12 protein-coding genes are annotated in these 12,631 nt (G+C 46.9%); 7 read left to right on the top strand and 5 right to left on the bottom strand.

What is annotated here, in order from left to right; genetic code table 11:
* The first annotated feature begins 129 nt into the window (after positions 1-129).
* A complete protein-coding gene (gene proB, locus QUB14_RS14990; RefSeq protein ID WP_333217789.1) occupies positions 130-1,239 on the top strand; it encodes a glutamate 5-kinase in 1,110 nt (369 codons plus the stop codon).
* 1 nt (position 1,240) lies between these two features.
* Here proB and QUB14_RS14985 read toward each other — a convergent pair whose 3' ends face one another.
* Positions 1,241-1,999: a hypothetical protein gene (locus tag QUB14_RS14985; protein ID WP_333217776.1), complete on the bottom strand. Its 759-nt coding sequence runs from the start codon at positions 1,997-1,999 to the stop codon at positions 1,241-1,243.
* 625 nt (positions 2,000-2,624) lie between these two features.
* Here QUB14_RS14985 and ndk point away from each other — a divergent pair.
* The gene (gene ndk, locus QUB14_RS14980; RefSeq protein WP_242720958.1) at positions 2,625-3,074 is read left to right on the top strand and encodes a nucleoside-diphosphate kinase; all 450 of its coding nucleotides are present in this window, start codon (positions 2,625-2,627) and stop codon (positions 3,072-3,074) included.
* A 153-nt stretch (positions 3,075-3,227) separates the two neighbouring features.
* Here ndk and QUB14_RS14975 read toward each other — a convergent pair whose 3' ends face one another.
* A complete protein-coding gene (locus QUB14_RS14975) occupies positions 3,228-3,974 on the bottom strand; it encodes a creatininase family protein (RefSeq protein WP_333217775.1) in 747 nt (248 codons plus the stop codon).
* Between the two features lie 264 nt (positions 3,975-4,238).
* Here QUB14_RS14975 and QUB14_RS14970 point away from each other — a divergent pair, with 264 nt between their 5' ends.
* Both QUB14_RS14970 and QUB14_RS14965 read left to right on the top strand, forming a co-directional pair.
* Positions 4,239-4,397, top strand: coding sequence for a hypothetical protein (locus QUB14_RS14970; protein WP_333217774.1), 159 nt, complete (start codon positions 4,239-4,241; stop codon positions 4,395-4,397).
* 110 nt (positions 4,398-4,507) lie between these two features.
* Positions 4,508-5,248, top strand: a complete 741-nt coding sequence (locus tag QUB14_RS14965) for a response regulator transcription factor (RefSeq protein WP_190658712.1) — start codon at positions 4,508-4,510, stop codon at positions 5,246-5,248.
* A 305-nt stretch (positions 5,249-5,553) separates the two neighbouring features.
* On the opposite strand, the gene QUB14_RS14960 is transcribed toward QUB14_RS14965, so the two are convergent.
* From QUB14_RS14960 to QUB14_RS14950, 3 genes are all read right to left on the bottom strand, one after another.
* Positions 5,554-6,354 (bottom strand): 4'-phosphopantetheinyl transferase superfamily protein, encoded by an 801-nt coding sequence (locus QUB14_RS14960; protein WP_333217773.1) that lies wholly within the window; start codon positions 6,352-6,354, stop codon positions 5,554-5,556.
* Between the two features lie 180 nt (positions 6,355-6,534).
* Complete coding sequence (locus QUB14_RS14955; protein WP_333217772.1) at positions 6,535-7,848, bottom strand: dihydroorotase; 1,314 nt, start codon at positions 7,846-7,848, stop codon at positions 6,535-6,537.
* Positions 7,849-8,310: 462 nt separating this feature from the next.
* Positions 8,311-9,672 (bottom strand): histidine phosphatase family protein, encoded by a 1,362-nt coding sequence (locus tag QUB14_RS14950; protein WP_333217771.1) that lies wholly within the window; start codon positions 9,670-9,672, stop codon positions 8,311-8,313.
* Between the two features lie 322 nt (positions 9,673-9,994).
* Here QUB14_RS14950 and QUB14_RS14945 point away from each other — a divergent pair, with 322 nt between their 5' ends.
* From QUB14_RS14945 to QUB14_RS14935, 3 genes are all read left to right on the top strand, one after another.
* On the top strand, positions 9,995-11,587 hold the full coding sequence (locus tag QUB14_RS14945; protein WP_333217770.1) for a type II CAAX endopeptidase family protein: 1,593 nt from the start codon (positions 9,995-9,997) through the stop codon (positions 11,585-11,587).
* Between the two features lie 354 nt (positions 11,588-11,941).
* Complete coding sequence (locus QUB14_RS14940; protein WP_190658705.1) at positions 11,942-12,154, top strand: hypothetical protein; 213 nt, start codon at positions 11,942-11,944, stop codon at positions 12,152-12,154.
* A 95-nt stretch (positions 12,155-12,249) separates the two neighbouring features.
* Entirely contained in the window at positions 12,250-12,597 is a 348-nt protein-coding gene (locus QUB14_RS14935; RefSeq protein WP_333217769.1) for an NINE protein, read from the top strand.
* Positions 12,598-12,631 lie beyond the last annotated feature (34 nt).

Below are 12,631 nucleotides of genomic sequence, written 5' to 3'. Positions count from 1 at the left end.
TAGGGCATAGGGCATAGGGCATAGGGCATAGGGCATAGGGCATAGGGCATAGGGCATAGGTAACTAATGACAACAAACAACAGTCAACAGTCAACAGTCAACAGTCAACAGTCAACAGTCAACAAACCAATGACTCAAACTATTGTTGTTAAAATAGGAACTTCGACGCTGACTCGATCGACTACGGGAAACTTAGCTCTTTCAACTATTGGTGCATTGGTCGAAATTTTAGCTGATTTGCGGCAGCAAGGCCATCGAGTAGTTTTGGTTTCTTCGGGTGCGGTTGGAGTTGGCTGCGCGCGCTTGGGTTTGACGGAACGCCCGCGAAACATTGCTTTGAAACAGGCTGTGGCGGCTGTGGGCCAAGGGCGGCTGATGCGGGTGTACGATGACTTGTTTACTACTCTGCAACAGCCGATCGCTCAAGTATTGCTCACCAGGGGCGATTTAGTGCAGCGTAACGGTTATGTTAACGCTTGCAATACTTTTCAGCAACTGCTCAGGTTGGGCGTGATTCCGATCGTCAATGAAAACGATACTGTGGCGGTAGACGAGCTCAAATTTGGCGATAACGATACGCTTTCGGCGCTAGTAGCGAGTTTGGTAGAAGCAGATTGGTTGTTTGTGCTCACAGATGTCGATCGGCTGTATTCCGCCGATCCGCGCAGCAATCCAGACGCGCAGCCGATCGCCCTAGTCCAAAGTATGGCACAGCTCACAGAATTTCAGGTGCAAACAGGAGATTCCCGCAGCGGTTGGGGAACCGGCGGTATGGTGACAAAAATTGAAGCGGCGAGAATAGCAACTGCATCGGGAGTGCGTACAGTCATCACTGACGGCTGCTTTCCTGGTAATATCGAGAAAATACTCAACGGAGAGTCGATCGGCACTCAATTTGAGCCTCAACCGCGCCCTGTAAACGCTCGCAAACACTGGATAGCTAACGTGCTAATTCCGGCAGGGAAACTATATTTAGACGCGGGTGCTGTCAAGGCAATTTCCCAGGGCGGAAAATCGCTTTTAGCTGCGGGTATTGCTCAAGTAGAAGGAGAATTTCAAGCTGATGATTCCGTGCAGTTGTGCGACGCAACTGGCAAGCAAATTGCTAGAGGACTTGTGAATTATAGCAGTTTAGAATTGAGACAAATCCAGGGCTGCAAGTCCGACAAAATTGCTGAAATTTTAGGCTATGCAGGCGTAGAAACGGCCGTACACCGAGATAATTTAGTGATTGTTTAAACTAACAAATATCGAGACAGTCGATCGCGCAATGAGCGAAGGCAGAAATTGAGGATATTTGCAGCACAGTCTTGCAAGAATTTGTTTGGCTGTGTCGGAACAGCTCGTTCATCGCTTCTGTAAACAGTTCAAATACATTTTGTGCTAATTCTAAAGCTGCTTGGCATTCCGCATTAGTAAGTTTTATCTCTGCTAAAAGTTGCAACATCTCTGGCGCGTTTAAAATGTGATAATTTTCTAAACCCCCATAACCTCCTCCAAAATCAACAGATTCTTTTTGGGTAATTGGCTGTAATTCTTTTACCACTGCTAGCGCCGCTTCAAAAAAAACTTGGGCCGTTCCTTCGAGGGCTTCCACTAACACCAATTTCTGAATGGGAGACGCTTTCCAAGCGTAGCGTTCGAGCACTGAACAAAGCGATCGAGTTTTTTTAGTTTCTTCACCCCAAAGCAGTCGGAAATCGCCGTAACTCATTAATTGGTTTAAGCCCAGTTCCTCTAGGTATTCTAGATAGTCGTGCCAGTAATAATTTTTTTTATAAGTATATTTATTAATGAGTTCCTGAACTTTGCTATTACTAGAAGATTCTCGCAGCACATATTTATTTAAATCGATCAATCCCACAGCCAAAGGAGCGAGTACAGGTGCAAAAATTAGTCGTTGATTCGCGTGAATATGTTTATTGGCTAGAAAGTCAAACAAGGGCAATTTTGCAAACTCTTGCTTTTTGGGTTCAATGAATGCTACAATGGCTTTCATACTTTTTTCGCCTGAATGGTTGCTGTCAAGATCATCTTCATACATCTGTTAATTATCTATATTTTCGAGCCTAAATAATTGTGTTTCTTATCATACATATTTGTATTTGAGATCATAGATAAGAGTGTTTGCAGTCACAGTAAATTGTGACTTGTATCATATTAGACCAGAAGTTCGAGCATCTTGTTCGCTAGAGAGAAAATGTTCTACATTTAGATTGGATATTTCGGGCGTTGCTCCAAGCCACCCCACAAGAGTTGGATTATTTATTTAAAGGCCATTTAAAGGCTGATTAGCTTATCTAGGCAAGTGAGCATTCTGCTCGTACTGCTAAAAAATGCTGTTTACACAATCGGGATGTTCCCTGCAAATCAGTCCTAGACGCAGAGGAGTCTCGAAACCTGGTTTCTTCGGATGTTCATCGCTGCTCAACAAAAAATTTTATGAGAAACCCGGTTTCCTTAACCCTTGGTTTTATTGCTTCTTCCCTCTTTCCTCTTCCCTCTTCCTTCTTCCGGCGGCCATAAGTCTCCAAATGACAATTTCCAATTCTCAGAATTGCCTTTAGGTGCGTTGTGAGTTACTCTATCTTTTGGATCAGTTAACACAATTATAGGAGTTAATCTTGGAACGGACTTTTTTAGCGATTAAGCCCGACGGCGTACAGCGCGGACTCGTCGGCGAAATTATCGGTCGTTTTGAAGCCAAGGGCTTTAAGCTAGTTGGTATGAAGCTAATGACGGCGAGTCGCGAACTTGCCGAACAGCATTATGGCGTACACAAAGAAAGACCCTTTTTTGCGGGGCTGGTAGACTTCATCACTTCCGGGCCGATGGTGGCGATGGTGTGGGAAGGCGACGGCGTTGTGGCCTCGGCGAGGAAAATGATTGGCGCAACAAATCCTCTGAATTCAGAACCGGGGACAATTCGCGGCGATTTGGCTGTGAATGTCGGTCGCAATATTATTCATGGTTCTGATGCTGTGGAAACTGCCAATGCGGAAATTAGCCTTTGGTTCAAGGAAGAAGAATTGAGTGCTTGGACACCTTGTTTAACTCCTTGGATTGTGGAGTAATTTTGATATTCTCCCGATGGTTAATCGGGAGATATAGCTTTTCTCAGATACATGAAATATCATGTCGCTGAATCACTCTTAACGGTAAAATATAGAAGAGTTTGACATTTTTACTCGTTGCCAAGCTATTTCTGGTAATGAGAATAAAAAACGTTAATCGGAATTTAAAAACTCCAAATAATTATTAGTCAATTCTTTGACTGCTAATTCGTAAAATTGCTGACCGTGTTCGGGGGTTGCTAAGCCCGGATTTGAACCCATTCTCCCGTCGGGAAATCGGCGGCGGAAGTCAGCAGCACCGTAAATTTTGTGTCCGGAACCGACTTCTTCCGAAAGCGGAGCTTGCTTGATTGCTTCTGGATAAAGATACTGGGTTAAGGCGACTTCGCTGGGGGTGGCGTGGGAACCTTCTTGGTTTCCGTATAATTCTTTTGCTAGTTGGTAAACTGAACCGCACATGAACCAATTGCCGATTTGACACTGGATTCGATCGGCATTTGGTAAATTTAAGTCTGACAAATGGGCGTATGTCTCGGAAAATGCTGCTTTCATTGTCGCAATGTTGCCACCGTGACCGTTAATGAAGAAATATTTCTCAAATCCCGCTTTTGCCAAAGATGTGATATAGTCCCTGATTACCAGTATCAACGTCTGCGGTCGCAGGCTGATTGTGCCGGGAAAGCTGGTGTGGTGCAAGGCCATCCCGACATTAATTGTCGGGCCGATTAAGGCATTGGCAGCTTCGCCGACACCGCGGGCGATCGCCTCGGCAGCAATGGCGTCAGTCCCGATCAAGCCGGTGGGCCCGTGCTGTTCGGTGGAGCCGATCGGGATAATTATGCCTCGGGAGCTTTCGAGATAAGCTTCTACCTCGGGCCAGGTACTCAAATGCAGCAACATGATAGGCAGTCTACAGAATTTTTACTTGCTATCGTCGATCGTAGCCGGCAGGGGAAGAAAAAGGAATTTCGGCAAACTTATTATTGTATTCTTAAAAAAAGCTCTACATTCCCATCGCACCTTTACCGTTATATTACTTAACGTTAATAATTTAACCATTTGATGGCCAAAACTTTACCTTTTAATAACCTTTTAAGAGTAGTATAACTAGCATATCCCTCTAGATTGGGTGTTACGTGGTCAATTAACAGCGGGCAATGTTTTATGAAATTAACACCGACCCCGAAAAATGACCAGACTTCTGTGGCCTGGACGCAGGCAGACAGCGCGGTGCCGGCAACTGCTGTACGGCTGTATTCCTTACACGAGCAAGTAGCAAAGGTCGAGCGCGTGTCTGTGGGATGGACTGGCGAAGGATTCTAAGCGATCGAACAAATGGCGATCGTACAAGCGATCGCAGCGCGAGAGTTCCTCAGCTACTGAAGAAGGTACCTCGCGCTAGCCACATACAAACATCACTCCCACTGATATTTATGTCTTCTGCTGAATTAAGCGAAAGTCCTTCAAGGTTGGCTGTTGGACAAGCCGGCCGTATCTTGTTATTGGAAGGTGAAGATCTGTTGCGGGAAATGCTAGCTTTAGCCCTTAAAGAACAGGGCTACGAGGTGGTGGTTACTAGCGACGGGCGCAACGCTCTGCCTTCTGTACAGGCTTCTTCGTCATACCACGGTGAATTGGCCTTTAACCTGTTAATCATGGATTCAATTAACGGTTTGGATCTGTGTCGAATGTTACGGCATCAAGGAAATCCCGTCCCTATTTTGATTATCGGTGCTAGAGGAAGTGCCAACAATTGCGCTTTTTATCTAGAAGCCGGATCGGATGATTATCTGACCAAGCCTTTTGGAATGCGGGAGTTTATCGCTCGCTGTCGGGCGCTGATGCGGCGCCAGCGCCTCGGTAGGTTACCGGAACCGAGGACGCTGCAATATAAGAGTATAACTCTGTATCCTGAAGAGTGCCGCGTGTTGGTTCGTGGTCTGGAAGTGAAATTTTCTCCTAAACAGTTTCGCTTACTAGAACTATTTATGAGTTATCCCCGGCGAGTTTGGTCTCGCGATCAGTTGCTAGAAAAAATTTGGGGCCAAGATTTTATCGGAGACAGCAAAACAGTTGACGTTCACATCCGCTGGCTACGCGAAAAGTTGGAAATAGATCCGGGCCAACCGGAATATATCATTACGGTACGTGGATTCGGCTATCGATTTGGTTAAATTTTTAAATCAGTTGTAGGGTTGCAAGTGGCAGTCGAATATGACGTAGGGACACAACAATGTTGTGTCCTTATTTGTCTGTGTAGGGTGCGCAATGCAATAGCTTGAAGGCGCAACCAATAGAGCTATTGCAGCGACCCTTGCCGTTCTCTTTTACCCTGGGCGATGGGTATAAACTCACATCTTGCACCATTCTCAAGAACAGGCAAGATGCCTGTTCCACAAAGAGTGAATTTTCTTGTGGAACAGGCATCTTGCCTGTTCATAAAAAGCTTATTGATAATGGTGCAACATCTCAGTATAACTCAAAACTCCCCTGTCCACTCCCAACAATGAAGTTTCCAGCAATCTCCTGCAACCGCAACAGCCGCCACCATATCTGAACTGGGAATTAATTCAATTAAAGACCATCTCGATGCTTCGTCGGGGTTTTCTTCAACATTTAACAGCGCTGCTGGTTCTCCTGGGGCGAGGCTGACATCAAACTGATTCAGGGGAATTGAAAGTCCTTTACCGACTGCTTTGATATAGGCTTCCTTGCGAGTCCAGCAGGTGAAAAAAGCGCGGGGTTGGAGATGTTCTGGGAGCGAACGCAACACAGTATTTTCTAAGGGTGAAAAAAACTTTTCAGCAATCTCCAGACAAGGAAACTTGGGATTGATACCTTCAATATCGACACCAATATCTCGATTTTTGGTAATAGCAATTAGAGCCATGTTCCCTGAGTGAGACAAATTGAAACGCAGGGTATTTCCCCCTTGGGCGGCGATGAGGAAGGGTTTGCCGTAGGGATTGTAGTCAAAGCGCAAAATGTGAGAATTTATGTTAAGATAGCGACTCAGAATCGCTCTCAGCGCGCCACGACTCACAATAAATTGCGATCGACCTTTTGCAAACCGAAAACCCTCAGCTTTTGTCCGCTCGTCGGTAGAGAGAGTCTGTTGTAAACTCTGCAAGCAAGATTCTGTTTGAGCCAGAGAGACGCGCCAAACATGAATTTCGCCCAGATCCAATGTCAAGTCTAGCGGTGGGGAATTCCACGAATCAAAAGCAGTAATCATGTATTTATAGCCTTTCTCAGTAACATGAGGTGCTCTGGCGGGCATAGGGCATAGGGCATAGGGCATCAGTTGCGATCGGTGTGTACCTCATTTTATTGAGAATTGCTATATCTTCTTTTCTGAGTCACCTCATCTAGCATTCGCAGAAACAGGCATCTTGCCTGTTCTACTTTTAGAAACAGGCAAGATGCCTGTTCTACAACAGATGAATTTCAATCGCAAGAATTAATAAATCCAGCTTTGTACAACTTTTCCCGCTAATTGCTGTCCCAACCAAGGCGTATTTGCAGATCGTGACTTCAGACTTGACCCGTCAACAGTCCAACTCATTTCCGGGTCGAACAAAATCAGCTCTGCAGAGACTCCCCGTGCAACCGTGGCGGGGGTTTGTCCGAGACAAACGGCAGGGCCTGCGCTCAAAACTCGCCACAGTTCTAAAGCCGAAAATTCCCCTGTTTCTACCAGTCCGTGCCACAGTAAAGGCAAAGCTAATTCCAAGCCGATCGCCCCGGGCGGACTATCAGCAAAAGCCACAGTTTTCTCCTCATAAGTATGGGCGTTGTGGTCGATCGCGATCGCATCAATTACGCCATCTTTCACAGCTTGAATCAGCGCTAATTGGTCGCTGAGATTGCCCAACGGCGGTTCTAGGCGTAAATTCGGGTCGTAGGGCAACGAAGCAGTCAGAGCATTTTTCCCGCCGGAATCTTTAGAGTTTCCTGAAATTGCCCCGACATTCAACAGCAAGTGCATCCAAGTCACACTCGCAGTCACCGGCAAACCCCGCGCCTTGGCATCTCGAATCAATTCCACGCTGCGCGCCGTAGAAACGCGCATAATGTGCACTCCTGTGCCCGCAGATGCCACCAACTCCAGAATGGCAGCCAAAGACGCAGTTTCCGCACTCGCCGGAATTCCAGGCAAACCCAAGCGCACCGACATCGCACCCTCTCTCACCGCGCCATTTCCTGCCAAAGTTCGATCGCACGGCCACAAAGCCACAGACTTGCCCAAGGGCTGGATATACTCAAGCAAACGCCTCACCAGAGCCGGATTAGACAGCGGCAAACCGTCCGCAAAACCCACCACTGGACAGGAGGCCAGCTCGCCCAACTCTGCCATCTGCTGCCCTTTAACGCCCGCTGTCAGCGCTCCCCAAAAATACAAGCGGGGCAGCCCGGGCGACAAATTGCGGATATGTTGCTGCAACAAAGCTAAACCGGCCAAATTGTCAACAGGTGGCGAGGTATCCGGCAAAATCGCCACTCGCGTAAAACCCCCAGCCGCCGCAGCCTGCATCAAAGATTCGAGCGTTTCCCGCTCCTCAAAACCCGGTTCTCCGCTGTGACTGTAGATATCAGTTAACCCCGGCCCCAAAATCAGTCCCTGGCAATCCCGCACTTCCGTGTCAGCGGGAAACTCAGCAATTTTTTCCTCAACTGCTTTGATATCACCTTCAGCAATCAGAATATCAGCGATGCGATCGCTCCCTGAAACTGGATCTAGCACTCGTACATTTTGTAGCAGTTCGCGGCTCATAACTTAAGATTTAAATATATTGAAGAAGAAAGTTCGGCAACGGATTCTGTAATGGATGTAACGGATGGAAGATGGAACCGCGAAGACGCGAAGGACACGAAGGAAGAAGGAAGAAGGAAGAAGGAAGAAGGAAGAAGGAATAAAAGCAAGGGTTTTAGTAATTAAGAACGTCCTAACCATCTTGGCAGTTGCTATAAAAATTAAAACATTTTTCAGGTGGGTACTCGTAGCGGTGGGCACTGGTGTTAACTTAGGCCTAAAAGCTTTGATAAATTTCGCTTTGACACGAGTCTCGATCCCCCTAAATCCCCCTTAAAAAGGGGGATTTTGAGAAGGCTTCTTTTCCCCCCTTCGTAGGGGCGGTGCCCCCGTGCCCGCCCTTGGCTAGGGGGGATCGAAGGCCTAACCGTCAAACAGCAGAGGGGTACTACATCTACGGGTTCCCGTCCAGCACTTTACTCATTACAGTGCTCCTGCGGCTGTTTGGTCAAAAACTCCGCCGCTCAAATGAGTTGTCACATTCATCGCCTGCAATACCGGCAAACCATCGGGGCCGTGGGGATAATCAATCACGCTAACGGCTCCGTTTCCTTGTTTGAATTTCCAGAAATGTTCGGGTTCCAAACCGAATAGGTGGCAGAGAATTGCTTTGTTAATGGCATCGTGAGCAACGACAATCCCAGTACCAGAAACAGATTGTACTATTTCTCGCCAAGCTGCGATCGCCCGAGTCCAAACGTGCTGCAAATTCTCTCCTTCGGGCATTTGCACTGTTTCAGGAGATGTTTTCCATTCTTGTAGCAAACCCGGATAGGATTGTTCTATTTCCGATTCAAACTTTCCTTCCCAAAGTCCGTGGCTGATTTCTCTTAGCTCGTCGCGGAGTTCCAGTTGCAAACCGCCGTGATATTGGAGAATAATTTCCGCAGTTTCTTTCGGGCGCAGCATCGAACTGCTGATCGCAAAATCTAATTTTACATCCTTGAGAAATTCTGCTGCTCGCCTGGATTGTTCGCGGCCGTTATCGTTGAGAGGCACGTCAATCTGCCCCTGAAATTTACCTGCTTTATTCCAGTCGGTTTCGCCGTGACGCACCAGCAACAAGCGCGGGCCTTGGTGTCCCTCCCTCGGTTTGGGGAAAATTTCCCCGGTATGGGAAGTTAAATTCACCGACTCTAATTGAACTGCAACTTTCTTTTTTGGCTCTCCTGCTTCGTCCTTACTCACAGGGGAAGTTCCAAAATTAATGATGCTAATTCCGCAATTTGACTGTTGAATTGATTGGTAGTAATCCGGGGTAATTTCCGACGCGGTGGCGATGAGAGCCCGGTTGATTCCGTTGTGACCTATTACTAGAATTGTGCCGTCTTGGTGGCGCGATAAAAGTTCTTGCCAAAAGTGTCGGGCGTTAGCAAAAATTGCCAATACGGGAAAGTGTTCGATTTCTCCGTCAGCAGATGGCAGTTTCATGGAAAATTTGTCTGGCTGTTTTTGCCACTGCTGATATGCTTCGGGGAATTTGTCGATCGCATCTTGGCGCAGCATTCCTTCCCACAGAGGCAAATCGATTTCCATCAAATTATCAGTTGGCTGGAGTTGTGGGGGATTTGTCAAGCGCGACAGGATGATTTCCGCTGTTTCTTTTGCTCGTTGCAGGGGACTGGTATAGGCGGCATCAAAGGCGATACTGCTGAGTGTGTCGCCTACTTGCAGGGCGGTGTTGCGGCCTGCTTCTGTCAAAATCGATTTATCCAGGCGGCCTTGGATGCGGCGTTCTTGATTGTAGGTACTTTTGCCGTGACGGACTAAGATAATGCGAGTCATTCGATTTTAGATTTTAGATTTTAGATTTTAGATTTAGCCTGCTACCCCGCTGCGGTTGCGCCGTGCGGATATTACCTCATACATCGCGGGTGTTTATGCCGCACTACTCGTGTAGGGTGCGCCATAAGCACCGTTGGGCTAAGGTGTGAACCTTATGTATACATGGCGGAGCGAGGATTTGTGGCGTAAGTCTTGTTGAGGCGAGTCAAAAAGATGAGCCAGTGAAATTTTACCAGTTGTCGGGATACTCTCGTCTGCAACGACCTATGATTAAAGACGGAAAAGATTTAGCCACGGATTCGCGCGGGACGGAAAAGCAGGAATGACACTGAAGCGGGTTATTTTAGGTATTTTAACGGCGATCGCGATCGCCATGGTCGGTTTATCTTTACTTGCTAGTTGGAATCAGCCGCAAATTCAAAGCCGGCTGGAACTCTACCAGACAAATTTGCTGCTGCACGCCTCGGAGTGGCAAGGAGAAAATAATCAGAGTGCTAATTTAAGTTCGGCGCGCAACAATATTGTCGGTGCAGATCCTTTAAATACGGCTTTGACACAATATAAAGAAGCGCGAGACTCGACTCGCAAAACTCTCGAAACAACTCAATCACAATTTAAAGTAATTGAGTCTGCTATCGCCTCCAAGTCGGCTGATAATACTCTGAATTTGGCTCAAAACAAGGCTTTGTCAGAGTCTATCGATCAACAGTTAGTGGTGCTAAACGAACTTGAGTTGCGCTTGGGAATTTTGCAGGCAAGCAGTGGCAAAACTGAGGCGGCTCTCCAAACTTGGACAAATTTAGTTGAGCGCTACAAAACTCAAATAGATTACGATTCTTCGGTGGTAACTGCTCAAGTTTTAACTGGAATTTGGAGCAATCCGGCTCAACTGCTGCCGGATGCCGAGCCGCGCATTCAAAAGTCTTTGGATGGCTGGTTTCGCTATCGCGCTCTAGCTCAACTTTACAAGCTGCAAGAACGTTCTAAAGAGCTGGCGGCGCTGCAAGCAGCAGAGCAAGTAATGGCTGAGCAAGCTGTAGAAAAGTTGGCAATTATAGTTGGCGTTCCGGCGATCGCACTTTGTATTGGCACGGTTTTGCTGGTTGGTTTGACCGTGCAGTGGTTGTTGCAGCGGAAGCAGTTAGATACAGCAGGTTCCGGCCCGGTGTTGGCGCGAAATGCGAGCTTGACTTGGGATGTGCCTTGGGACGGCGAGATTGTTTGGCAGGTGCTTGTGGTCGGCTTTTTCTTTGTCGGGCAAATCTTGATTCCCTATTTGTTGCTGCCTGTTTCTCTGGCTGTTTTAAAACTCAATCCAGCTACTTTTGACCCGCGCGAAAAGGCTTTTTATATCTTTGCTACTTATTTGTTGCTGTCGGGTGGGGGGCTTTCGGTACTGTATTTTTCGGTCAAGTCTTTTTTGCCTTTGCCGGAAAGTTGGTTTCGGATTAATTGGCGGGGAAGTTGGTTTTTGTGGGGATTTGGCGGCTATTTTGTGGCTTTGCCTTTGGTAGTTTTGGTGTCGCTGATCAATCAGCAATTTTGGCAGGGACAAGGTGGCAGTAATCCGATTTTACCGATCGTTCTTGAAGGTAGGGACAACGTGGCTTTGGTGGTGTTTTTCGGCACTGCTGCGATCGCCGCTCCGGTTTTTGAGGAAATCGTGTTTCGAGGCTTTCTGCTGCCTTCCCTGACTCGCTATTTGCCTGTTTGGGGGGCGATCGCAGCTTCTGCTTTCTTGTTTGCGGTGGCTCACTTGAGTGTCTCTGAGATTCTGCCTTTGGCGACTTTGGGTGCGGTTTTGGGGTTTGTGTATACGCGCTCGCGCAATCTCCTTGCTCCTATGCTTCTCCACAGTCTTTGGAACAGCGGTACTCTCCTGAGTCTGTTTCTTTTGGGCGGCGGCGCGAGTTAATTCGGGCGGTTGTTAATAATTGTGAATTAACCGAGTTTTTTTGACAGCGATCGTCAGGGCGATCGACTCTTGCCAAAAACAGCACTAGGGTGTTCGGTGCGCCCCTGATATGTAGTCCGGTAAAATAACCGGAATTTCATTAGGGGCGGCTTCACCCTAATCTGTAATATCAGCAACAGATCCAGATCGACGGGCCCCGGGTCGCTTATTTTAGCGGAAAAACTTGGTTTAACATGGAAGTAATATCTTGTCCGCTGATGATTGAGAGGCTGACCCGGGCGATCGCACCAAACGGAAGTTGACAATCCGGCTAATTTATAGCTAAATTTTAATTTAGGATGAGGCTTAAACCCAATGAGCAATTTGAACAGCCGCAAGTTAGAGGGAACGCCGAGTTGGATGCGTTTCGCACCCTACGCAGCCTTAGGTCTTTTAATATTTTCTTTCAATTCAGGCAGCGAACTCAATTATTTCTTGAGAGGCTACTTGGTGATTCTACAGGCTCAAGTCGGTATAGTTCTGCTGTATTTTGCGATGTCTAAGTTTCGCAAAAACCCAAATAAATGAGTAAAAATTAGTAAGATTACTTAGCTAGCTCGTTAAATGTCGAGAGTTAAAGGTCGAGCGCGAAAGTTAAAATAAAAAAAATGGGGAAAGTAAAAATGGTAAAAGATAAAAGCGTAGCAGTTGTGTTAGCTTTCTTTGTTGGAGGTTTCGGAGTTCACAAATTTTATTTGGGGAATAACTTAGCAGGGGTATTATACTTGCTATTTTCTTGGACATTAATTCCGTCAGTGATCGCATTTTTCGATTTTATCGGTCTGCTGCTGATGTCGGAACAAGCTTTTCAGGTACAGTACAATGGCGGAAGTTTGCCGTCTGGGTATGCCCTCAGAGCGGCAAAAGATGTTACTGGGGCGATCGGCGAATTGAAAAAACTTTACGATATGGGCGCAATTACCGCCGAAGAATATGAAGAAAAACGCCAAAAATTGCTGCGAGAATTGTAATTAAGAAGGAAGAAGGAAGAAAAAAGAAAAAAGA

The sequence above is a fragment of the Microcoleus sp. B3-D2 genome, from assembly GCF_036705345.1.
Taxonomy (GTDB): domain Bacteria; phylum Cyanobacteriota; class Cyanobacteriia; order Cyanobacteriales; family Microcoleaceae; genus Microcoleus.
Note: the sequence above shows the minus strand (reverse complement) of the source record. Positions and strands in the feature narration are given on the sequence as shown.

Bases quoted from the DNA above. Each gene is read 5' to 3' on its own strand.
- QUB14_RS14975 (WP_333217775.1), bottom strand. From the start codon at position 3,974: ATGTTGCTGCATTTGAGTACCTGGCCCGAGGTAGAAGCTTATCTCGAA.
- QUB14_RS14935 (WP_333217769.1), top strand. From the start codon at position 12,250: ATGGTAAAAGATAAAAGCGTAGCAGTTGTGTTAGCTTTCTTTGTTGGA.
- QUB14_RS14945 (WP_333217770.1), top strand. From the start codon at position 9,995: ATGACACTGAAGCGGGTTATTTTAGGTATTTTAACGGCGATCGCGATC.
- QUB14_RS14940 (WP_190658705.1), top strand. From the start codon at position 11,942: ATGAGCAATTTGAACAGCCGCAAGTTAGAGGGAACGCCGAGTTGGATG.
- QUB14_RS14970 (WP_333217774.1), top strand. From the start codon at position 4,239: ATGAAATTAACACCGACCCCGAAAAATGACCAGACTTCTGTGGCCTGG.
- proB (WP_333217789.1), top strand. From the start codon at position 130: ATGACTCAAACTATTGTTGTTAAAATAGGAACTTCGACGCTGACTCGA.
- QUB14_RS14965 (WP_190658712.1), top strand. From the start codon at position 4,508: ATGTCTTCTGCTGAATTAAGCGAAAGTCCTTCAAGGTTGGCTGTTGGA.
- QUB14_RS14960 (WP_333217773.1), bottom strand. From the start codon at position 6,354: ATGCCCGCCAGAGCACCTCATGTTACTGAGAAAGGCTATAAATACATG.
- QUB14_RS14950 (WP_333217771.1), bottom strand. From the start codon at position 9,672: ATGACTCGCATTATCTTAGTCCGTCACGGCAAAAGTACCTACAATCAA.
- QUB14_RS14955 (WP_333217772.1), bottom strand. From the start codon at position 7,848: ATGAGCCGCGAACTGCTACAAAATGTACGAGTGCTAGATCCAGTTTCA.
- QUB14_RS14985 (WP_333217776.1), bottom strand. From the start codon at position 1,999: ATGAAAGCCATTGTAGCATTCATTGAACCCAAAAAGCAAGAGTTTGCA.